General features: G+C 58.1%; 17 protein-coding genes. 8 read left to right on the top strand and 9 right to left on the bottom strand.

The window, feature by feature from the left end; genetic code table 11:
- Nucleotides 1–33: 33 nt before the first annotated feature.
- The 5 genes from JAO29_RS11485 to JAO29_RS11465 form a co-directional block, all read right to left on the bottom strand.
- Nucleotides 34–3,429, bottom strand: coding sequence for a TonB-dependent receptor (locus JAO29_RS11485; RefSeq protein WP_334268360.1), 3,396 nt, complete (start codon nucleotides 3,427–3,429; stop codon nucleotides 34–36).
- Nucleotides 3,430–3,624: 195 nt separating this feature from the next.
- Nucleotides 3,625–4,479 (bottom strand): peptide chain release factor N(5)-glutamine methyltransferase, encoded by an 855-nt coding sequence (gene prmC, locus JAO29_RS11480; protein ID WP_334268359.1) that lies wholly within the window; start codon nucleotides 4,477–4,479, stop codon nucleotides 3,625–3,627.
- Nucleotides 4,480–4,495: 16 nt separating this feature from the next.
- Nucleotides 4,496–5,347 carry a VOC family protein gene (locus tag JAO29_RS11475; RefSeq protein ID WP_334268358.1) on the bottom strand — a complete coding sequence of 284 codons (852 nt, stop codon included), beginning with the start codon at nucleotides 5,345–5,347 and terminating at the stop codon, nucleotides 4,496–4,498.
- Between the two features lie 69 nt (nucleotides 5,348–5,416).
- A complete protein-coding gene (locus JAO29_RS11470) occupies nucleotides 5,417–6,598 on the bottom strand; it encodes a glycoside hydrolase family 27 protein (RefSeq protein WP_334268357.1) in 1,182 nt (393 codons plus the stop codon).
- Between the two features lie 105 nt (nucleotides 6,599–6,703).
- Nucleotides 6,704–7,609: a hypothetical protein gene (locus JAO29_RS11465; protein WP_334268356.1), complete on the bottom strand. Its 906-nt coding sequence runs from the start codon at nucleotides 7,607–7,609 to the stop codon at nucleotides 6,704–6,706.
- A 68-nt stretch (nucleotides 7,610–7,677) separates the two neighbouring features.
- On the opposite strand from JAO29_RS11465, the gene JAO29_RS11460 reads away from it, so the two are divergent.
- Nucleotides 7,678–8,451, top strand: coding sequence for a class I SAM-dependent methyltransferase (locus JAO29_RS11460; RefSeq protein WP_334268355.1), 774 nt, complete (start codon nucleotides 7,678–7,680; stop codon nucleotides 8,449–8,451).
- 5 nt (nucleotides 8,452–8,456) lie between these two features.
- On the opposite strand, the gene prfA is transcribed toward JAO29_RS11460, so the two are convergent.
- Nucleotides 8,457–9,530, bottom strand: a complete 1,074-nt coding sequence (prfA, locus tag JAO29_RS11455; RefSeq protein ID WP_334268354.1) for a peptide chain release factor 1 — start codon at nucleotides 9,528–9,530, stop codon at nucleotides 8,457–8,459.
- Between the two features lie 684 nt (nucleotides 9,531–10,214).
- On the opposite strand from prfA, the gene JAO29_RS11450 reads away from it, so the two are divergent.
- Complete coding sequence (locus JAO29_RS11450; protein ID WP_334268353.1) at nucleotides 10,215–10,535, top strand: hypothetical protein; 321 nt, start codon at nucleotides 10,215–10,217, stop codon at nucleotides 10,533–10,535.
- A 102-nt stretch (nucleotides 10,536–10,637) separates the two neighbouring features.
- Here the strand turns inward: JAO29_RS11450 and JAO29_RS11445 are convergent, their stop codons facing one another.
- A complete protein-coding gene (locus JAO29_RS11445; protein WP_334268352.1) occupies nucleotides 10,638–11,696 on the bottom strand; it encodes a PLP-dependent cysteine synthase family protein in 1,059 nt (352 codons plus the stop codon).
- A gap of 118 nt (nucleotides 11,697–11,814) precedes the next feature.
- On the opposite strand from JAO29_RS11445, the gene JAO29_RS11440 reads away from it, so the two are divergent.
- From JAO29_RS11440 to JAO29_RS11415, 6 genes are all read left to right on the top strand, one after another.
- A complete protein-coding gene (locus JAO29_RS11440; protein WP_334268351.1) occupies nucleotides 11,815–12,186 on the top strand; it encodes a hypothetical protein in 372 nt (123 codons plus the stop codon).
- A 52-nt stretch (nucleotides 12,187–12,238) separates the two neighbouring features.
- Nucleotides 12,239–13,882, top strand: coding sequence for an ATP-dependent DNA ligase (locus tag JAO29_RS11435; RefSeq protein WP_334268350.1), 1,644 nt, complete (start codon nucleotides 12,239–12,241; stop codon nucleotides 13,880–13,882).
- Between the two features lie 135 nt (nucleotides 13,883–14,017).
- Nucleotides 14,018–15,055 carry an aldo/keto reductase gene (locus JAO29_RS11430; protein WP_334268349.1) on the top strand — a complete coding sequence of 346 codons (1,038 nt, stop codon included), beginning with the start codon at nucleotides 14,018–14,020 and terminating at the stop codon, nucleotides 15,053–15,055.
- 204 nt (nucleotides 15,056–15,259) lie between these two features.
- Nucleotides 15,260–16,768, top strand: a complete 1,509-nt coding sequence (locus JAO29_RS11425; protein ID WP_334268348.1) for an outer membrane beta-barrel protein — start codon at nucleotides 15,260–15,262, stop codon at nucleotides 16,766–16,768.
- 99 nt (nucleotides 16,769–16,867) lie between these two features.
- The gene (locus JAO29_RS11420) at nucleotides 16,868–18,691 is read left to right on the top strand and encodes a glycoside hydrolase family 35 protein (protein ID WP_334268347.1); all 1,824 of its coding nucleotides are present in this window, start codon (nucleotides 16,868–16,870) and stop codon (nucleotides 18,689–18,691) included.
- Nucleotides 18,692–18,874: 183 nt separating this feature from the next.
- Nucleotides 18,875–19,402: a YybH family protein gene (locus tag JAO29_RS11415; RefSeq protein ID WP_334268346.1), complete on the top strand. Its 528-nt coding sequence runs from the start codon at nucleotides 18,875–18,877 to the stop codon at nucleotides 19,400–19,402.
- A gap of 56 nt (nucleotides 19,403–19,458) precedes the next feature.
- Here JAO29_RS11415 and JAO29_RS11410 read toward each other — a convergent pair whose 3' ends face one another.
- Together JAO29_RS11410 and JAO29_RS11405 are read right to left on the bottom strand one after the other, a co-directional pair.
- Nucleotides 19,459–21,012 carry a DHA2 family efflux MFS transporter permease subunit gene (locus JAO29_RS11410; protein ID WP_334268345.1) on the bottom strand — a complete coding sequence of 518 codons (1,554 nt, stop codon included), beginning with the start codon at nucleotides 21,010–21,012 and terminating at the stop codon, nucleotides 19,459–19,461.
- A gap of 225 nt (nucleotides 21,013–21,237) precedes the next feature.
- Nucleotides 21,238–22,614 carry a protein kinase domain-containing protein gene (locus JAO29_RS11405; protein ID WP_334268344.1) on the bottom strand — a complete coding sequence of 459 codons (1,377 nt, stop codon included), beginning with the start codon at nucleotides 22,612–22,614 and terminating at the stop codon, nucleotides 21,238–21,240.
- Nucleotides 22,615–22,717: the final 103 nt, after the last annotated feature.

Below are 22,717 nucleotides of genomic sequence, written 5' to 3'. Positions count from 1 at the left end.
ACGGCCCTTCTTTTTTGTTTCAGTCTGTTGAGGTTAGAAGTTGAACTTTCCTGCCAACTGGAAAATACGGGGATCGGCAGCACCTGTGGCATTGCCGAAGGTTCCGGAGCTCAGGGTAGTAGAGAAGGTGTTCAGGTTGGGGTGATTCAAGACGTTGAAGGCCTCCATGCGGAGCTGGAAGTTGAGCTGCTCATGCACGGGGAAGATGCGGCTGACGGCGACGTCCACGTTGTAGTAGCTGGGCTGGCGGAAGGCGTTGCGGGTAAGATTGCCGTACGTTCCGACGGCGTTCTGGGCGAAGGCCGCCTTATTAAGATAGGCCAGGTTGCCGGGCGACTTCTGGAAGATCTTCTGGCCGCTATACGGGTTGGCTCCGGAGACCAGGTTAGGCCGGTCAAGACCGATGCCGGTACGGGAGTTGTCGGTGCCGGAGGTCACGTTGAGTGGCAGACCGCTGAGGATGCGGATGAGGGGTGCGATCTGCCAGTTGTTGACCAGAGATCCCGAGATACCGTGGAGCGAGTTGAAGTGACTGGCAGCGACGAGCGTGGTGTTGAAGATGTGGCGCGCGTCGAAGCCGCAGGGTCCGCGATCGAGCCGCGGGTTGCTTGTGTGCTCGAAGGCCGGGCCGGCGATATCTCCCGGGTTATCGGCGACGGCACTGCACTTCGACCAGGTGTAGTTCGTCAACAAGCTGAAGCTTTCGGACATGCGGTGCTGCACCGCGGCGATAACGCCGTTGTAGCTGGTGGTGCCTCCATCGGTGATCAGGGTCATCGTGGGTGAGTAACCGACACCCTGGATGTGATTGGCCAGCGTCAGCGGGGTGCGGGCATTAGGGTTACCGGTGGTGGAGCAGGGGTCTCCGATCTTGGAAGGGTAGAGAGCCGTACCGACGACGATCTGGGGCATGCCCTGGCACGAACCAGGTCCGCTCCAGCTGCCCGGAACAAAGACGGCGGGGTTGATGCCGTTCCCGACCCACTGATGAGCCTGCTGATTGCCGAGGTAGTTGACCGAGAACATCCATCCCCGGCCGAGGTCCTGCTGGAGGCTGGCGTTCCATTGGTAGATGACCGGCGTCTTCATTGTCTTCTGCAGCAGCACCCACAGAGTGTTGGTGGGAAAGACGGCGCTCGCGTCGGGAGGATAGACGCCGGGGAAGGGGTTGCCGCCAGGGTATCCGCCCCACGGGTTGTCGAAGGCGGTCTGGCCGTTGAGGTCGATCTCATTGACGAAGGGAGGGTTGGAGGCGACACGCTGCGATGTGTAGAGCGACGGCGTGTCGTACATCAGTGCCCCGCCCACACGGAAGACGGTCTTGCCGGTGCCGTACGGATCCAAGGTAACGCCCACGCGCGGGGAGACGTTTCCAAGCTGATTGTTAGTGAAGGATTTTCTCACCCCGGCGTCTCCATAATAGAAGCTGCCGGCGGGGGCGTTGGGAAAGCGGGCGGAGTGCTGGTTGGCGTTGAAGGCAGCCTGATCGAAGATGGAACCGCGGCCAAACTTGTCGGTCTGGTAGAGGTTGGGCTCCCAGCGCAGCCCGTAGTTGATGGTGAGGTTGGGAATGGGATGCCATGTGTCTTGGGCGTAGATGCCGAAGACGGTTTGGCGGTAGGTGGTGTCCTGGGCACGGCTCTGGCTGAAGGCGAAGGAGGTTCCGTAGGTGGTCATCTGGCCGGTGAGGAAGTCGGCGAGAATCTCGCCCGAAGCGGCGCCGCCGAAGGAGTAACTTCCGTTGAATAAATAACCGGCGCGGGTGTTGTCGCCGGTGCGGATGATCTCGCCGCCGAGCGCGAGCTGGTGCTTGCCGACGAGCCAGTCGATGTCGTCAGCGAAGTCCTCGGTGTTGACGTTGAAGAAGCCAGGGGAACAGGTTCCGCAGCCTGTGTTGAAGCCGCCGTTCATCTGGATGCGGAGGTCGACGGGAGTGTAAGTGTAGATGTTGACGCCGATGGTGTTGGCGTTGATGCCTCCTGCCGTCGGACCGCGGTTGTTACGGCGGCGGGAGTAGGTTCCGTGGAAGGTGTTGACCAGCTTAGGCGTGATCAGAAAGGTATCGCCGAGGGTGAAGCTCTGGACGCGCTGGTCGTTGCCAGGGACCGTAGTGAGCAGGATGTTGGTAGGCGAGTAGTAGGAGGGCAGATTGTAGTTGGTGAGGAAGTAGCGGCCGAAGAGAGAGTGCCGCGGGCTCCAAGTAAAGTCGATGCGGCCGATGTACTGGTCCTCGGTGTTATTGCCGGGAAGCGCGATGTTGACGCGACCTACGGCGTCTGCCTGAGACAGAGGAAGGTACTGCAGGAGATTCTTTGCCGCGGTGCTGAACTCGGAGGTGGGGATCTTCCGGCTGGGTGTGGCCACGCCGGTGATCGGATCCTTGAATGCGGCGCCGGTGGAAGCGCAGTTTCCGCTGGTGGGCATCTGGCTGAAGTCGCCATTGAGCATAGCCGGGGTGGGCAGGCAGTAGCTGGTGGAGTTGCCTGTCTTGTGCTCCCGTGTGCCCTGATAGCCTCCGAAGAAGAAGAGCTTGTCAGAGATGATCTTCCCTCCCAAGGTTCCGCCGAACTGGTTCCGCTTGACCGTGTCTTTCGCGGTCGAGAAGAAGTTCGTGGAGTTGATGATGTTATTGCGGAGGAAGTCGAACACCGTTCCATGCCACTGGTTGGAGCCGGAGTTGGTGACGACGTTGACGAGCGATCCGGGATGGACGCCGTTGCGGGCGGGCAGGGAGTTGGACTCGACCGAGAACTCGTGCAGGGCGTCGGGGAAGGGATAGGGAAGGTTGGTGTTGGTGAAGTTGTCGGTGTGATAGCCGCCGTCGAGGATGTAGTTGTTGTAGTTGCCCTGGCTTCCGGCGACGGCGATGACGGTGGAAGTGAGGTAGTTCTTGCTGGTCTGGATGTCGGCCACTGGCGCAGTAACGGCACCTCCAGAGACGAGAACAAGCTGGGTGGCCTGGCGACCATTCAAGGGCATCTCGGTGATGCGGGTCTGGTCAATGACCTGCTTGAAGGTGGAACTTTGGGTCTCGAGGGCGGCGCCGGAGGACTGCACTTCGATATGCTCGCTGGCTGAGCCGACCTGAAGGTGTGGGTTGATCTGGATGCTGTTGCCGACCTCGAGTGTGCCGGTCTGGGTGAAGCCCTGAAAGCCCGGCGCGGTCACGGTGAGCGTATAGGCTCCGACGGGAAAGTTCGGGATAGCATAGACGCCCGCACCGTCGCTGGACGTGGTACGAGTTACACTCGTGGCCGTCTGTTTCAGTTCAACGGTCGCGCTGGGAATGGCGGCGCCGGTGGAATCGGAAACGGTTCCCTGAACACTAGCAGTACCCGCAGCCTGCCCCAAGGCATGGGGAAGCAGCACAAACGGGAGCAAGGCAAGGAACAGGAGATTGGATAGTCCACTTAAATGTTTTCTTTGCATGGTAATGGCCTCGAAAATAGCTTCAGTTCGACTCTTGGGCCCGATTCACGCCATGGAAAAACCATGTGAACCGCGCGACAGGACTATATGGATACGTTTTCTCAACTGTCAACCCAAAATAGTTCACTCTTTGAACTTTCTGGGTTGCCGCGCAAGGCACTTGGTCAGACCAAAATAGGAAGATGCGAGGAAGAGCTATTTTCTGGCGAGTGCTACGCGAGGGATGGACTGAAGATCGCTGACGAACTCGACGTCTTTCCATCTGGAAAGAAGATCCGCCACCGCCTCCTGCTGTCCATGGCCGATCTCGAGAGCAAGCAGCCCCCCGGATTTGAGCGCCTGCTGAGCTTGTGGAATGAAGCGCTTGAAGATGTCGAGGCCATCCAGTCCGGCAAAGAGCGCCGTCGCGGGCTCATGTTCGCGAACCTGAGGATGCATCTCTGCCGCGTCCCTCAGGGGAACGTAGGGCGGGTTACTGACAACTGCGTCGAAGTGGTTCTGCCTTCGTTCCGGCGGCAGGCCAGCCAGCAGATTGGAGACAAGGAACTGGACTCGAGACGCCACATCGAGCGAGGTAGCGTTTGCACGCGCTATCTCAAGAGCTGCAGGAGAGAGGTCGAGTGCCGTGAATTCTGCAAGGGGGAGATGCCGGGCCAGCGCAATAGCAATCGCACCGGAGCCGGTCCCGATATCGGCGACCGAAAGCGAGCGGTCCTGCGGCAGGCGTTCCAGAACCGCTTCTACCAGGTGCTCCGTCTCGGGCCGCGGGATTAGTACCGCGGGCGTGACACGGAGAGGGAGACCATAGAACTCCTGCTCGCCAAGAATGTACTGGACCGGCTCGTGGCACAGTCTACGGTCAACAAACATGTCGTAGGTACGACTCTGTTCCGAGGTAAGAGGCTGGGAAGGATTCGAGAATACCGCGGCTCGCGAGATGCCGAGAGCGCGAAGCAACAGTATCTCGGCATCCCGTCTTGCGGTCCCTGAGAGCAGAGGGTCTACAGCCAGCCGTTGGGTTGCGGCCTGGAGCGCCTGTTGGAGAGTCATCGATACACCGCCCGCGCTACAGGCTCCTGATCATGATGACGTTCCCATCCGGATCCGAGATCGTCAGAGTGTCCTTCGACTTAAGCGCATCGATGTGAGCCTTGCGCAGCAGGCGAGCGGATCGCGAGAGATTCGAACTGCGAAGGACGAAGCGTGCCTTCGCGCCAAGCGAGGCGGCAGTTGTGATCTCGATCTCCTGACCGGAGCTGCCTGGCATGTGCAGGAACATAGGATCTCCTGCGATCGATCGGAACGAGAGCTGATTCAAGTAGAAGTCGCGAGCGGCAGATGGATCGCGTACCGCTATGGAAACCGAAGCGATGGATTCTGCGACGCGATCCTCTCCGATATGCTTGCCCTGGTCGTTTGAGTGAAGCGACCCCGGCTCGTATTGGGTGTACTCGAGGTTCTGGGCTACACCGTTGGCATCGATGGGGCCAGCCAAGGTGAAGAGAAGATTCCCGGCACCGGCCTTGCGGACCGCCTTCGGGGTGAGTCCGTGATCGACATAATCGTCATGAATCGCCTGGAGATCATCGCCTTCGAAGCAAACATGAAGAAAGCCAATCTTCGCTTCGCTGGGGACGTCAGGATTTGCAGGATACAGCTCCAGGAATTGATGATCGTTGATCTTGATGAAGCTCTCCCGGACTTTCCCGTCCTTTCCGCTCAGGGCAAACGCCTGCTCGAAGCCGAGACTCTCATAAAAGTTGCGGGAGGCATCCAACGACCGCACCCGGATCGCTATATGTGCAATGCCGGCCAGCGGTGGGGTCTTCTGCTGCGCCCGCATGAGCGGGCTTAGAAGAGCGATCAAGGCGAAGGATGTGATGCGGCACAGGAACGTGCGTTTGTTGCTCTGAAACATGGGCGTGAGGTCCTTGGAAAATCCCTTAGATCGATTCTCTCAGATCAGGTTCTGCGCTGTGAAAGCAATTTACTTCGAAAGCTTCAGCAGCACTGCTCCGTGACGCGGCAGCGTAAAGACATCGGTGTCCTTGAGCATGCCGAGATCTTTGCCTGCCCACAGATCGCGCGCATGCGCTGTTCCGGCGGGAAAGCCAGCCTCTTTGAGGTGAAGACGCAGACCACGCATTACATTCTGATCGTGCGAGAGGTTGAAGATCGCCAGGGCGACCGAGCCGTCTGACAGAGGACGCGACCAGATCTCAGTCTCATCGCCAGAGAAGATGCGGTCGCCCTGCTTTCCAAGTTTGTCCTGATCGACAGCGACGACCTCTTTGTTCGTAAGAACAGAACGCACATCATCGTTCATCTGAGTAAGGTTGTTTCCCGCAATGAGAGGAGCGGCGAGCATGGACCACATGGTCATATGCGAGACGTCCTCTTCATGCGTCATCTTTCCGTTCCCTACTTCGAGCATATCGGGATCGTTCCAGTGTCCAGGGCCTGCATACTTCGACAAGCCCGCTTGCGACAGGCCGATGAGAATCATGCTGTCGTAGTTCGCCCGGATATCATCTGTCGTGCGCCACAGGTTGCCACCGACCTTCGGTGCCCACTGCCACGACTGATCGAAGCCATACTGACACAGGCTGTAGACGACAGGGCGACCAGCCTTGAGCAGCGCCTGGTGCATCTTCTCGTAGGCATCCCGCATCATTTTGTTTTGCGCGGGAATATCATTCGGGTGGTCCTGTCGCATGTTGTTACGAAAGCTGCAGAGATCGTACTTGAGATAGTCCATTCCCCATGCAGCATAGGTCTTTGCATCCTGCTCCTCATGCCCATAGGAGCCCTCGTAGTGAGCGCACGTCTGCGGGCCGGGCGAAGAGTAGATACCGATCTTCAAACCCTTCGAGTGAACGTAGTCCGCCAGAGCTTCCATGTCCGGGAACTTCTCGTTTGCGTGGATCACTCCACTCGCGTCGCGCTTACCCTGCCAGGTGTCATCGATGTTGACGTAGACGTAACCGGCATCGCGCATGCCGCTCGACACGATCAGATCGGCAGCCTTGCGAATGTCCGCGTCTGTGACCTTACCTGCGAACCAGTTCCAACTGTTCCAGCCCATGGGCGGAGTTGCAGCAAGCTTCTGTGCGGAGAGAGGAAGAGATGTAAGGACGAGGGCGACGAGGGGCAGGAGATAACGACGCATGCAGATGATAGACCTCCAGAGAATTTTCAGAGAACTCCATAAGACTGAGTGTTCGAGCGCTTGTCAACTTCCTGAGGGTGCGATTCTTACCACGTACGCCCTTCGTCACTGCGGCTGGGCCGGCATTTCATCTGGATCGGTGATAATCCGGGACTTCACCGTGAGCTTGTGATAGTTGCTGTACGTTGCCGTAAACGACCATACTGCGGAGGCCTGAGTATCCACGGCCTTCGAGATAATTGTCTTTGGCATCCAGAACTGCCGCGAATCAAAGTTGACCGGAGCGTAATCCACGGACCACGTCCACAGGACGCGAAATCCTTTGTCGTCGAGGTGATTCGGGATCGCCATCTCAACCCGGAGAGGATGATAGCTGCCCTGCTCAATCCAGGCCCGTCCCGATTGGGGTTCCGGACCGGGGCAGGACGGATCATCAAGAACATCATGCTTCAACACAAAAGCGATGGGAATCACGGTCTCATTTCTGAGCTGTGTAGACGGCTCCAGCATGTAATCGAAGCACCGCGACATCTCGAGAGAGACCGTGCTGACTCCCGAGATGAAGACTCCGCTCAGGATCGCCGGGCCCTGGATATTTTTCGTCCTGGGAGTCTTGTGATTCACGAGCTTGATCTCGCGGCTCTCGTTTAGCGTGGGGGCTTCGCCGATAACCTCCGAGCGCGTCAGTCGGAAGGTGGAATCGGTGATAGTCCTCATACCGGGGGCTCCGTCCTGCTTCAGGTCAGAGACGACATGCTCATCGGCGAAAAAGTTTGGGACATTGCCCAGATAATCCCAGAGATTATCCTGGAGGTGCAGCAGAATGTCCTGTAGCTCGCCTTGCGTTGAAGTACCGCTCGATTGCTGCGGCTGTTGCGAGCGCGCCGGCGTTTCCTGGAGCACGATGAGCAGGAAGATGACTGCAAGACGGTTTGCAAACGCGACAGAGCGCACGTGATGCCCCCGAAACGTGGTGGCATGGATTCTCTCCGAGGAAGAAGCATCCTGCAAGGGCTGTCTTGCTTCGAGTGTGGAATGCTACGATCTGGTCGGAAGAAAACAGGTCAGGAGCGGAGCGCATGACGGAGTGGAATGCTTCTGGTTACGACCGTATATCTGCGCTGCAACAGGCAATGGCAGCCGAGGTCCTGTCCTTGCTGGATCTTCAGGACGCGAACCATATCCTGGACCTCGGCTGTGGAAACGGAAAGATAACTGCCGAGATCGCCGCCCGCATCCCCGACGGCTCAGTTGTAGGGGTGGATGCCTCGGCGGACATGATCACCTTCGCTCGCGATCACTACGCGTCAGGCTCTTCCAGACTGAGGTTCGAAGTCTGCGACATCCGGCGGATCGATTTCAGGGAAGAGTTCGACCTGGTGGTCTCATTTAACGCGCTCCATTGGATACCGGAACAGGATCGGGCTCTGCGCGCTATCCATGGGGCACTCCAGCCGTCGGGAAGAGCGCAACTGCGCCTGGTCCCTAAGGGCGAGCGTCAGAGCCTTGAGGATGTTCTCGAGGAGACCCGCAAGTCTGAGAGATGGAAGAGGTACTACGACGGGTATGTGGATCCCTATCTGCACCTGACCGCAGAAGAATACGCATCCCTGGCAGAGCGCTGCGGCCTGGGAGTCGCGAGCGTCAACGTGACGGACAAGTCCTGGGACTTCGGTTCTCGAGAGGGCTTCGCTGCTTTTGGCTCCGTTACCTTCGTCGAGTGGACACGGGGGCTCCCGGATGAGGCGAAGCCCGAGTTCATTCTGGATGTATTAAGCCGTTACAGTCATATCGCAGGAGATGATCGGACGTTCCGGTTCTACCAGATGGACCTCCGGCTCACAAAGAACTGATCTGCTCAGGCGGCGGTGGTCTCTGCCTTCATCTTTTCGGCGATATCGTGCGCAACCAGAGCGTCGATCGTCGGCTGCAGCATGCCTTCCATCACCATGTTCAGCTGGTGGGTCGTCAGACCGATGCGATGGTCGGTCAGACGATTTTGCGGGAAATTATAGGTGCGAATCTTCTCCGACCGGTCACCGGAACCCACCTGGGATTTGCGTGCGGCGGCCTGAGCCTGGTGTTGCCGCTCCATCTCAACCTCGTAAAGGCGTGACCGGAGGACGCGCATTGCCTTCTCGCGATTCTTGATCTGCGATTTTTCATCCTGGCAGCTGACGACGGTATTGGTAGGGATGTGGGTGATACGCACAGCCGAGTAAGTCGTGTTGACTGACTGTCCGCCGGGACCAGATGAGCAGAAGGTATCGACGCGAAGGTCCTTCTGCTCCACCTTGACGTCGACCTCCTCGGCCTCAGGCAGAACGGCCACAGTGATGGCCGAAGTGTGGACTCGGCCCTGAGTTTCGGTGGCCGGAACTCGCTGCACCCGGTGAACGCCCGACTCGTACTTCATCTGCGAGTAGACCTTGTCTCCCTCGAAGATGGCGGTCACTTCCTTTAGTCCGCCCACATCGGACGGGGACTCGCTGAGCACCTCGACCTTCCAGCGGTGCTGTTCCGCGAAGCGGAGATACATACGGAAGACCTCCGCAGCGAAGAGCGAGGCCTCGTCGCCGCCGGTGCCGGCCCGAACCTCGATGACGATGTTCTTCTCGTCGTTGGGGTCTTTGGGAAGGAGCATGATCTTGAGCTCCTCCTCCATCTCGGCCATTCGCGGCTCGAGCGTCAGCAGCTCTTCCTCGGCCATAGCCCGGATATCTTCATCCTGCTCATTGAGCATCGCTTTGGCGTCCGCGACACCCTGCTTCACGCTGCGATACTCCCGGAACTTCTCGATTACAGGCTCGAGCTCACGATGCGCCTTGGCTGTCGCGGAAAACTTCTTCTGGTCAGAGATGAGGGATGGGTCGGCAAGCTGCTGGCCAAGCTCTTCGTAACGCGCTTCCATCTGGTCTAAGCGGTCAAACATGGGGACTCCTAAGCTTATGAAAATGAGGGGGATGGCGGGAGGAGCGAGTCTGCGCAGCTAGGCAAAGTCGTGACGGGAGTGGGTCACGCCGGGAAAGCTCACCGGGATGGCAGCTGCGATTCGCACGCTATCTATATAGATGTTACTCCTGATAAGCGGATGCGGGGAAACAGGTAGCAGAACGGGAGATCCAGCCACCCGCATGGGCCGGTCCACCGCCGATCGGTCCATGCGGATTTCATCGTTGAGGACTGTAACGGGCGATGAAGAAACTGCTGTAAACCTAACACTCAGCCTGCCGGCATATACTGTGCTCACTGTGATGGGCAAATACCAGCGGTCGAGGCTCTCCGCCTGCATTCGATTTTTTACAGCGCTGACATTGCTCCTGCTGCTAACCACATTGATAGTGAGCAGCCATCACCTTCCCAGCCTCATCTGCTTCATACTTGTTCCGCTCTTTCTATTTGCAGCTCCCGTCACGAGAGAACGGGCTACTTTCCTGTCGCCGGCGACACTGCGGCTCGCGGGACCTGTAAGGACGGCGCTCTTCCAGCGGCCTCCGCCTTCATTGACCTGACGTAATCTCCTGCGGCTGCCGGCGAGAGACCTTAGCGCTGGCATATGCGCCGCTCTCTGTACGAGCGCGGGCAGAGATGCTTTTCACTCAATGAGGAGATCTGTGTGTCTCTGGACCAGCTATTTGCTCTGGGTCTTTATGGATTCGTGTGCTTTGTCGCTCTCACCTTCACCTGGAAACGTTATCGGTGGCGCAAAAGAGGTCGCGGCTTTCGCCCCAGCGGAGCCATGCTGGGCAATGCACTGCATCAGCTGCAGGCCATCGCTGAGCCGCAGATCCAGTACGTCATCGAGGAGAAGCTCGACGAGGAATCGGAGGAGGACGACGCATGCGGTGCAGACGACCCGGTGCGCCATCTGCACCGCCAGGCACAGAAGATTCGGCGAGGGCTGCCGATCGATCGCCTCACCACATTTATCAAGTGACCGGAGATGAACCGGGAATGGAAGAAGCGGTCGCCATCCCGATTTCTCCGAAATCACCAAATCGCTTCAGGATGTTGCTGCATCACGGCAAGAGATGGTCTCCTAGACCTGTGCAGCTGGCATCTGTGCACTTGGGGTTGAACGTGAGATTGCAAGCTCCTCGTCCGTCATATCGAGAGCGATATCGCCGAAGAGAGGCGTCGAGAGATAGCGCTCCCCCGTATCCGGCAGCATGCAGAGGATGGTTGCGCCCTTCGGGGCTTTTTCGGCCACACGGAGCGCCCCAGCGAAGGTTGCGCCGGAGCTGATACCGCAGAAGATGCCTTCCTTGCGAGCCAGCTCCCGGCTCCACTTCATGGCTTCGGCATTCTCGATGGTGAGAATCTCGTCGATCCTGTTGTCGGCCAGTCCGTCGCCCGCGAGCTTGGGGATGAAATCCGGACTCCACCCCTGCTGAGGGTGCGGCTTCCAGGCCGGGTGACCCGCCGTGGGATCGCCCTCAGCATCGCGAGGCTGCGGGATCCCGCTGGTAGCCATGGGGGCGTCAGCCGGTTCGCATACGATGATCTTCGTGTTGGGAGATTCCTTTGCGAGCACGCGGGCTACACCCTTGAGCGTGCCACCCGTGCCGAAGCCCGTAACCCAATAATCGAGTGAGCCGTTTGGAAAGTCATCCAGAATCTCTACTGCGGTCGTCCGTGAATGAAAGTCGGCGTTGGCCTCGTTCGTAAACTGATGGGTATAGAACCAGCCGTGCTTCTCTGCCAGTTCTTTTGCCTTTGCGGCCATTCCGGTGCCTCGGCTTGCAGCGGGGCTAAGAACGACCTTTGCTCCGAGGAAGCGCATCAGCTTGCGCCGTTCGATGGAGAAGGTATCGGCCATCACGACTACGAGCGGATAACCCTTCTGGGCGCAGACCATGGCAAGCCCGATTCCGGTGTTTCCACTTGTAGCTTCGACCACGGTCTGGCCCGGCTTCAGCTCGCCAGTGCGTTCGGCCTCCTCGATCACTCCGACGGCCAGCCGGTCTTTTACGGAGCCAAGCGGGTTGAAGGCTTCCACCTTCACGAAAAGATTGACATCCGGCGGCGCGAGCCGATTGATCCTTACGGCAGGGGTGTTTCCGACCGTCTCGAGGATGTTGGCGTATGTTTTTCCCACGAATAGCTCCTTGAATGGAGATGGGGCCCATATCCTGCTGATTCCCTACGGGATGATTCTAGATTGCGACGGCATTTCCTGCATCCATTACTGTAGATCTACTCAGGGACGATCACCGATGGCACCCTTTCGTGAGCTTGCGGAGTTGGCGGAATACCTGGCCGGTGAGTCTAGCTGGTTGAAGAAACGTGCTGCTATCGCAGAGGTGATCTCACGGTTGCACGCAACGGAACCCGGGAGTGAAAGCGCTGGGCGCTTTGCCCTGTACCTGGCCGGAACGCCGTTCGCCGAGGCCGACCCGCGAAAGCTGAACACCGGGGGATCACTCCTGACCAAGACCCTGCTGGAAGTGAGCGGGGCTACCCAGATCGAACTCACCGCCGCGTATCGCAGGCACGGCGATCTCGGTGCCGCAGCCTTTGACCTGCTGTCTGCCCGTAAGAGTTCGAACTCAACCAACGCACCAACTGACGAACAGGACGTGGAGTAAGCGAGAGAATTCGCATCGCGCTGTAGCTGACTTGTAACCTTTCGGAGATCAAATGAAGACACCCGCCGAAGCCACGGAGGAAGGCCGGGAGACCGATTCAGGACTAACGCTCGAAGAGGTCGCAGAAGCCTTCGCAGCGATAGCCGTTGCGCGAACTACAGCCCAGCGCGCGGCACTGGTAGAGGGATTACTGCGGCGGGCCACCCCGCTCGAAGCGAAATATCTGCTCAAACTGATGCTCGGAGATATGCGCATCGGCGTGAAGCAAAGCCTGGTGGAAGAGGCTATCGGGGTAGCAGCTAATGTCCCCGTCGCAGACGTTCGACACGCGGTCATGCTGGAGGCAGATCTCGTCTCGGCGGTGCAACGCGCCTTCGCCGGAACCCTGGAGGAAGCCAGGATGCGGCTGTTCCATCCCCTGGGTTTCATGTTGGCATCGCCTGTCGACAGTCCCGAAGAGGCGGTGGAGAGGTTCACGAGCAAACCCCCCGTCGTAAGAACCGGAAATCCAAGGCGAAATTCGAAGAAGGTAGACACGAAGGAGTTGCCCGAGAGTGTGGCCGAGAAGGTGGAGGCTCTTCCGCAGGCTGGAGTCAGCGCCCATATCGCCGCGTTCCTCGAAGACAAGTATGACGGCATGCGTGCCCAGGTGCATTGCGGCGATCCGACGCAGCCGGGCCGTGTCTCTATCTACTCGCGCAACCGGGAAGATGTGACTGAGAGTTATCCCGACCTTGCAGAAGCCTTTGCTGAAGTGAGCTCGACTGGCGTGGGACCGCTGATCTTTGACGGAGAGATCCTTGGCTGGGATTTCAGGGAAGGCCGAGCCCTGCCCTTCGCCGTACTTGGCCAGCGAATCGGCCGCAAGCGTGTCTCGAACGCGTGGAGAGAGCAGGTCCCGGTAATCTTTATGGCCTTCGATCTGATCTTCGCTGATGGCCAGCTTCTGCTTCACCTTCCGCTGCGCGAACGACGCAATCGACTGGAGGCGGTGCTGGAGCAGCTTGTCGCGACGGTGCGCTCACCCCTCAGCGTAGACGAGCGAAAGAAGGGAGCGCAGGAGGTAATGTTCGCCGAGCCTGAAAGCGAGGGACTGGAGAGACTGATGCTCGCACCGTCTCGCCTGGTGGAATCGGCCGAAGACATCGATCGCGCCTACGCAGATGCTCGGGCCCGCGCCAACGAAGGAGTGATGCTGAAGGCGGCGGACTCCATCTATCAGCCCGGGCGGCGGGGGCTGGCATGGCTGAAGCTCAAACGAGAGCTTGCCACCCTTGATGTGGTCGTCACGGGGGCGGAGTTTGGGCATGGCAAGCGTGCGGGAATCCTCAGCGACTACACCTTCGCGGTTCGCGGCTCTCAACATGGAACTACCGGCGAACTGCTGAACGTGGGCAAAGCATACTCCGGCTTGATCGACGCTGAGATTGCGAGCTTGAGCGAATGGATGATGGAGCACACCCTCGAAGACCATGGCTACTTCCGCACCGTCGAGCCATTGAGAGTCCTCGAGGTAGCCTTCAATAACGTGATGCGCAGCGACCGGCACTCCAGCGGATTCGCTCTGCGATTTCCCCGGATCGTCCGAATCCGCGATGATAAGCCGGTCAGTGAGATCGATACCGTCGATCGTGTCGAAGAGATCTATCAATCTCAGGTCGACAAACCTGTCGAGCTATTAAATGACGAGGCTTGAGCGTCTGAGTGGATGGCGGTCGCAGGACCGATATTCTTCATTCGCAAGCTCCGAAGATGGTTCGCGTCGGTAAATCCTGCAGGACTGCGGCGATAGCAATTGAAGCGTCTGCCAGCACGGGTGCATCCTAAAGGAATGGAATTTAGACAGCTTGGAAGATCAGGATTGAAGGTGCCGGAGCTATGCTTCGGAGCGGGAACGTTGGGAGCAAACAACGAGTTCTTTAAGGCATGGTCGGAGACGACACAGCAGGAGGCCGACCGCATCGTGGGCATCTGTATGGATGCGGGCCTCAACTTCTTCGATACAGCCGATGTGTACTCCAACGGCAGCAGCGAAACGGCTCTCGGACAGACACTCAAGGCGTATAAGCGGGAAGATGTTCTGATCTCGACCAAGACTACCTTCCGATTCGGAGAGGGGCCGAACAACGTAGGTTCCAGCCGTTATCACATGATCCAGCAGTTGGAAGGAAGTCTGAAGCGGCTGGGAACCGACTACGTCGATGTCTACCATATGCATGCTTTCGACGCCACGACTCCCGTCGAGGAGACGTTGAACACGCTCGATCAGTTTGTACGCCAAGGCAAGGTGCGTTACATCGCCTGCTCAAACTTCTCCGGATGGCATCTCATGAAATCCCTCAGCGTGAGTGAGCGTTACGGGTGGGCGCGCTATGTAGGCCACCAGGTGTACTACTCGCTTGTTGGGCGCGATTACGAATGGGAATTGATGCCACTGGCGCTGGATCAAGGGGTCGGTGCTCTGGTCTGGTCTCCCCTGGGCTGGGGCCGTCTGACTGGCAAGATTCGCCGTGGTCAGCCGCTTCCGAAGGATAGCCGCCTGCAAGCGAAGGTCGTTGTGGACAGTGGACCGCAACCCAATGACGAGTATCTTTACAATGTCGTCGATGCACTGGATGAAGTCTCGAAGGAGACAGGCAAAACGATTCCACAGATTGCCTTGAACTGGCTGCTGCAGCGGCCAACTATCTCCACGCTGATCATCGGAGCACGGAATGAAGAGCAGCTGAAACAGAATCTGGGAGCTGTGGGATGGAAGCTTTCTCCTGAGCACATGGCCAAACTTAATGCGGCCAGCGATGTTCAGCGTGCCTATCCCTACTGGCATCAGGTTCAGTTCACTGAGCGAAATCCACTGCCGGTTGTGTAGGACAGACGTGAATTGTTCGAAGGGGCTGCAGTGTACATCGAGAGACACTGTGGCCTCTTTTTGCAGACTGATTGTCTATACAGATTTTTCCACGCTATTACGACAAATGTCCTAGCTGTTAGACTTTCTCCGTTTCTGAATCAGGCTCAGGTTCCGCTGTAGGAACTCTTCAGGTGATGCCGCAGAACCACGGAGAAGATTTACTTGAACAGCTGTTGGATCGGCTGGGCGATCTGCCTTGGCCTGACTCTTTGGTTCGGGTGTGAACACGCTCGAGCGCAGGATAAGATTGCAGACCGCCCCGACACAGGTCGCGGCACTGTAGTCCTCGCCTCAGGGGAAGAAGCTCTCCTTGTGCCCTCTCCTACTTCCACAACCGCGACATCCCGAAACAGTCTCGAGCAAACTACGAGTCTGTGGCGACGGCTTAGTAGTTTTTACATCGCCGACTGGACCTCCTCACCCGTCGCCGACGCCCCGGTCGCCCGCAGGGGATTGGACGCTCCCCTTGAGTCGCCTCCATTTCCGTCGTCGGACTGGGCCTACGGCGGAGCGACCGCGATCGGGCTTCCCGACGGAAATGTGTATCCGACGATGGCTGCGCTCAAACAGGAAAACAGCCGAACGGCTCTCTATGGATGGATTGAAGCCTCCGCAAACGCCACCACATCTGGTGATACAAACTATCCATTGACGTATGGCTTTGTTCCCAATCGCCTGGTTATGAATCAGGCCGTCCTTACGTTCGAGCGCCAACCCGATACGCTGCAGCGCTCTCACTTCGATTGGGGATTTCACCTTTCGGCTTTCTTCGGCGCGGACTATCGATACACCATCGCGAAGGGTTACGGAAGCAGCCTCCTGCTGGAGGACAACCGCCAGTATGGCTTCGATCCTCTGTGGGAGTCTCTGGATCTCTACCTTCCTGTTAAGGAAGGTCTGGTCATCCGGATTGGCCGCTTCCCTGCTCTCCCCGGTATCGAAACGCAGCTTGCGCCGAGCAACTACACGATCAGCCACTCGCTTGTGTTCTCGGCGGCCCCTTCAACCGAGACAGGAGCCATTGCGACGCTCAAGCTGACTCCGCAATGGATGGTGCAGCTGGGTATCTCCGCAGGTCACGATGTTGCGCCCTGGACGGAGGACCGCAAGCCGTCAGCGATCGCCTGCGTGGATTATTCCACCTCGACCAATCACGACAATCTGTATCTTTGCGCGAGCGGAATCAACGACGGCAAGTACGCCTATAACAACGTGCAGCAATATGACGTCACCTGGAACCATCGCTTCAACGCCAGCTGGAACACCTCGACCGAGGCATGGGGAATGTACGAGAGGGACGTGCCCAACGTCGCTCACAATGTGGCTCGGCCCATGCTTCCGGAGACAGGAGCCAATGGTGCCTTCTGTGCTCCAGGGCAGCTGACCTGCTTCGCACCCGAGTATGCCGCGATGAACTATCTGAACCGCAAGGTGAATTCAAAGTTGTTTATCGGGATGCGATCCGGCCTTTTGAACGACAAGAAAGGACAGCGCACAGGAATTGCCGGCAAATACACGGAGAACACCCTCTATGCCACCAAAACCTTCGGAACGACCGTCATGCTTCGGCCAGAACTCCGCTTCGATCATTCGTGGGATCGACCGGGCTATAACGGGGGCAAGGCAAGAAACCAGCTCTTCTTTGGAGTAGACCTCGTCTATAAGTTCTAGCGAAAAGAACCAGATCGCATCCGTGTTGTATAAAAAATCGAGGCTCAGGCGCCATATCGCGAACGCCATGGATGCAAGCCTCGTTATGGGGTGATCGTTTTGCGTCAGCAACTTCTCGCTTTAGTTCTTCTTCTCGGATTTGTTTCCGTCGCCGCGGCGCAACCGGCGACCGGTCATTCTTTCGCTGTCAGCAATGGGCAATTCAATCTTGATGGAAAGCCCTTTCGTGTCATCTCAGGCGAGATGCACTATCCACGGATTCCGCGTGCTTACTGGCGCGATCGGCTTCGCATGGCGAAGGCGATGGGCCTGAACACAATCACGACCTACGTCTTCTGGAACGTTCACGAGCCGCAGCCGGGAGTCTACGACTTCACCGGCAACAATGATGTCGCTGAATTCGTTCGCGAAGCCCAGCAGGAGGGCCTTTATGTAATCCTCCGCCCGGGACCATATGCATGCGCAGAGTGGGAATGGGGAGGCTATCCTGCATGGCTGCTGAAGGATCCGTCAACAGTCGTACGTACTACTGACCCGAAGTTTATGAAGCCTGCTGCTCGATGGATTGAGCGTCTCGGAAATGAGCTGGCTCCGTTGCAGATCGGCAATGGGGGACCTATCATCCTCACGCAGGTCGAGAACGAGTATGGATCGTTCGGAGATGACCATCAATACATGCAGCAGATACACGAAATGCTGGTGCATGCGGGATTCACGAAGTCACAGCTCTATACAGCCGACGGGCCGGTTCAGGTTCCCGATGGTTCCTTGCCCGACCTGCCGGTTGGCATTAACTTCGGTGGCGAGAAAGATGGAGACGCGAAGGATGCGTTTGCGACCTTGAAGAAGTATCGCCCCAATGGACCTTTTTTCAACAGCGAGTACTGGGCAGGATGGTTCGATCACTGGGGAGGCAAGCACGCTCATACCAACACCGACGCGCAGCTCGCCAATCTGAAGTGGACGCTCGACCAGGGATATTCATTAAGTATCTATATGTTCCATGGGGGGACCAGCTTCGGCTGGATGAACGGGGCTAACACCGATGGCAAGGGAAGCTACGAGCCTGACGTAACCAGCTACGACTACGATTCTGCGCTGGACGAGAGCGGGCGTCCTACTCCGAAGTACTTCGCCATGCGCGACGTCATTGCGAAGGCGACCGGCATTACACCTCCGCCTGTTCCCAACGTCGCGCCTGCGATGACGGTGCCTGCGATTGACATGCCCGAAACGGCATCGCTGTGGGACAACCTGCCCCTCGCCATCTCGTCAGAACAGATTAAGAGCATGGAAGAGATCGGGCAAGCTTACGGCTACATCCTCTATCGCACACATCTCACCGGAGATGCTGCGGGCGAGTTGGTGCTCGATCAGTTGCACAGCTACGCACAGATCTACGTGAATAAGAAGCTGCAGGGAACAATCGACCGCCGCCTGAAACAGGACCGTGTCTCAGTGCATGCGAGTGCGGGTGCCCAGCTCGATATCCTCGTGGAGAACACTGGCCGCGTGAACTTCGGCAAGACGATCGGCGGAGAGAGCGCAGGTATCACCCATCAGGTTACTCTCGCCGGTAAGCCGCTTCTTGACTGGGAGATCTACCCGCTGACCATAACCCATGTTGACAAGCTTCCGTTTATGAAGAAGCCCTGCGAGGGACCGTGCTTCTATCGCGGCAACTTCGATCTTACGAACACGGCAGATACGTTCCTCGACACCTCCGCGTTCACGAAAGGGCAGCTGTGGCTGAACGACCACGCGCTGGGGAGAATCTGGAACATCGGCCCTCAAAAGGCGCTCTATGCTCCTGCACCGTGGCTCTCCAAAGGACAGAATCAGGTGATCGTCTTTGACGTGCAGGGCAAGATGGGAGCAACGCTCAAAGGTGTCGACCACCTGGAACTTGGTTCATCGAAATAACGGGTTCGCTAACACTCCGTGCGACTGGCCTAACTCACGGATCGAAATGGGTCGACATTGACTACCCCGACCGATCAGATCTCAGCAGGAGGAAGTAGACCAACTCAAGGAAAAGGCGTGTTGCAATCTCAGTTCGTGCGATATAGTCCTCCGACTGGAACAAATACCAGTCGGAGGATCTTCATGCGGAAGCCTTCCAAGACGGCCTTACCAACGGGACCTCTATTTCTGAGCATGACGCTGTTGTTCACCATTGCTGGCTGCCAGCCAGCCGCGCCCGATGCCAGCGCGATCGCTAAGGCGCGGGCCGAGGACGAGGCAACGATTCGTCAGCTCGATGCCGACTGGGTTAAAACCGCTGCGGCGAAGAACATTGACAGCTGGGACGCCTTCTACGCCAACAACGCAGTCTTGCTGCCGCCCAACCAGCCAATCGCCAACGATAGTGCTGCTATCCGCCGTAGCATCGCGGGTCTGCTAGCTCTCCCCGGTCTCTCCCTGACCTGGCACCCCACCCGGGTCGAAGTCGCGAAATCCAGCGACCTTGGCTATCTCTACGGCACCTACCAGATGTCGATGAACGACGATAAGGGCCAGCCGGTACACGATATCGGCAAGATTCTCGAGATCTGGAAGAGACAGCCGGACGGCAAGTGGAAGTGCATCGTCGACACCTGGAACTCCGATCTTCCCCTGCCTGCTGCGCGATGATCGTGCAAAGAAGAAGGCCCGGCAATGTGCCGGGCCTTGTAGGTTGATGTCGCAATCTAGTGACCCGCCCCGGGGTCCAGATGCTTCGGCGGCTTCGGGATAAAGAAGAGCAGCGGAAGCATGCAGGCGCAGAAGATCGCTAGGTACTGAATGATGTCGAGGTACGCAAGCATGCCTGCCTGCCGGTGCATCTGGTTATAGATGTATGCTTGCGCGGTATGTGAGGCCTGTCCGACCATGGGATTTCCACCCGCATGTCCGCCGAACATCCCTTTCAATCGCTTCACCTGTTCGACAAAGGCTTGATTTCCAGACGTAAGGTTACGCACCATGTTCGTCTCATGGGCCGCCGTCAGGCGCGTCAGCATGGTCGCAATGAAGGCCGTACCGCACGACCCTCCGATATTTCGTGCCAGGTTGGTCAGGCCGGAGACATCGTTATTCTCCGACTGCTTAACCCCGATATAAGCGATCGTATTGATCGGAATGAACAGGAACGCCAGTCCGGAAGCCTGGAAGACACGCAGGAAGACCAGCCGATGGTAGCTTATGCCCAGGTCCATCGTGTGCATCGTCACCAGCGAGAGCGTGAGCATCGCGAAACCGTAGCCGATCAGCTTGCGTGGGTCCACCTTGCTCGAAAGAATACCCACCACCGGCATCATCGCCATCATCATAAAGCCCGCTGGAGACAGCACCATGCCCGCGAGCTCGGCCGTATAACCCAGCAGCGTCTGCACAAACTGCGGAATTAAAATCGTTGTGCCATATAGAGAGAAACCGAGAACGAACATCAGCCCAAACGAGATTGCGAAGTTTCGTCGCTTGAATAGTGTCAGGTTGAGGATGGGCCGATTGCCTATTCGCAGCTGCCGTAGCTCCCACCAGATCATTACCACGAAAGCAACCACCATCGTGACGATGAAGAAGGTGATCAGCTTCGAGGCGAACCAGTCATCTTCCTGCCCCTTGTCGAGAATGAACTCAAGCGAGCCGAAGGTAAGACCCAGCAGCGCAAAACCCAGCAGGTCGAGACGAATCCCACCCTTCTGCGACTCCTTCACCTGTTCCGAAACCCACGGCGGATCTTCCACAATACGCGACGTCAGGAACAGGGACAGCAGGCAGATCGGAACGTTTAGGAAGAAGATCCAGCGCCAGTCGTAGTTATCGGTGATCCAGCCGCCAAGAGTAGGGCCGATAGCCGGGGCAACCACCACGGCAAGACCGTACATGGCGAATGCCTGACCACGCTTCTCCGGCGGGAAGGTGTCCGCCAGGATGGCCTGCTCCGACGGCGCCAATCCGCCACCGCCGATGCCCTGCAGAATGCGGAAGAACACAAGCAGTGGGAGTGAAGGGGCAAGGCCGCACAAAGCCGAACTGATGCCAAATAGGACGACGCAGATCATGTAGAACTTCTTGCGCCCTATGAAGGTCGTCATGTACGCGCCGGCCGGCAGAATCACAGCATTTGCAACCAGATAGGCCGTCAGGACCCATGTCGCTTCGTCCTGGGTCGATCCCAGGCCTCCCGCGATATGGGGCAATGCGACGTTTGCGATCGAGGAGTCGAGAACCTCCATGAAGGTCGCGAGCGTAACGGTCATCGCGACGATCCACGGATTCACGCTCGGCCGCCAGGCTTGAGCTGAGGTCCGGTTCTGCTTCTGCTTGCCTATCTGAGAGTTAGGTAGATCTAAGGTGCTCGACGCCATGGGTGACTGTTCGATTCCCGCTCAAAGCCATGAGATTCAGTTTTTCGCCTTTTTTGTGGCAGTTGCCTCATGCATGGTGCAGGCCTGACCAACTGCCTGCACCCCACCCATGCAGGTCTAGCGAGAATAGTTCCGCGCGTAAATGTCACGGGGCAAACCGGCGGCCCTCGCCTTGCGCCTGAGCGCGATTGCCTGATCCCGGGTCATGGCTCCCCCCACGGTAACCAGGTAGGGTGCGCGCCCCGTTGGAGAAAAGACCTCCGGATTGAACGAAGGATGTCTCTGCTTCAGCTCCGCAGCCTTCTGTTGCGCCTGGTCCTGATGGTTATAGGTGTAGGCGACCACATGCCATTGGGTTCGGCCGGAGAGAGGCGCTTCAGCTGCACTTGCCGCCCCTGCAGGAGCAGTCGCGGCAGGTGTAGCTGCCCTTGGTGCAGGTGCAGGCTGGGATGCGCTTGTTGTCGTGTGCGTCTTTTCTGCCGGACTTGGGGCTTCCGAGCTTCGCATCATCCGCCATCCCACAAAGATGAGCAACAAAGCCACGAGCCCCGCGACCACCACGAGCTGAATCTTTCGCGGATCCTTCTCGACAGGCTTCACGATCCGGTGCCTGACATCTGGAGCCTGCGCAGGCGGAACCACCCGACTGGCCGGAATCGCTGCCGCGGGGGCTCTCGGCTCTGAAGCCGTGGGCGCTGCTGGAATCCTTGCTTTTTCCGCACTCTCAAACAGCGGTCCTGCGGCCGTGGCCGCGGCCTTTACGGTCTCTGATGACCCAGTCGTCGGAGCGGCGATATCCGCCTTCTTGGGCTCCTCTTTCGTGGCAATCGGTCGCGGAGTCGCTGCGGGAGGCTGAGGCGAGGCGACAGGGCCGAGGGCTGCGGCCATCTCGCTGAGCCCCCATTTCCCGCTCAAGCCATTGCGAATGATGCCGTCAAAGGGCGCCGGCAGAAGGGTCGCCGACCCCTGAAGCGTGCGGCGTCCGGTCATCGCCTCCAGCAACACGGCGGCCACATTTTGCGCGTCCGCCGCCTTGCGGCGATTCGATTCGGCTTCATCATCCGGAGAATTGGCCTCTCGGACACAATCGCTCCGCAGCTTGATCGTCTCCCCCGCAGCCAGAATATTTGCCGGTTCAACGTGCTCATGCACCAGACCGTGGGCGTGAAGCGCGGTAAGCGCCCGGATCAGGCTGGAGGCCAGCTGTTTTGCCTCGTCCACCGTGAGAGTGCGGTTCTGCAGGAGCTCCGCCAGGCTCATCTCCGTCGGTTCCATGACGGCGTAGACCAACGGCGTACCATCCAGCTCGGTCTCGCCATACTTCCGCATAGCGACAAGATTTTCCTGGTTGATCTCCGAGACCATCCGCCAGCGGGCAAGAATCTCAGGTTCGTCATAGTGCGCTTCAATCAGCCGGACCATCGACGGTGTGCCAGTACCGTTCGTAGTCAGGAAGAAGGCACTTCTTCCCTCAGGGCGAACCAGTTTCTTCAACGGGTACGCTTCAGCAATCGTTCTTCCTTCGTAATCATTCCAGAGTTGCATATAACTGACCGGTCCTGAGAGGGATGTGTGCAGGAGGATGCCCAAAGGGCAA

This window comes from Edaphobacter sp. HDX4, from assembly GCF_036877565.1.
Classification (GTDB): domain Bacteria; phylum Acidobacteriota; class Terriglobia; order Terriglobales; family Acidobacteriaceae; genus Edaphobacter.
The sequence above is the reverse complement of the archived record's forward strand: the minus strand, read 5'-3'. Positions and strand labels throughout refer to the sequence as shown.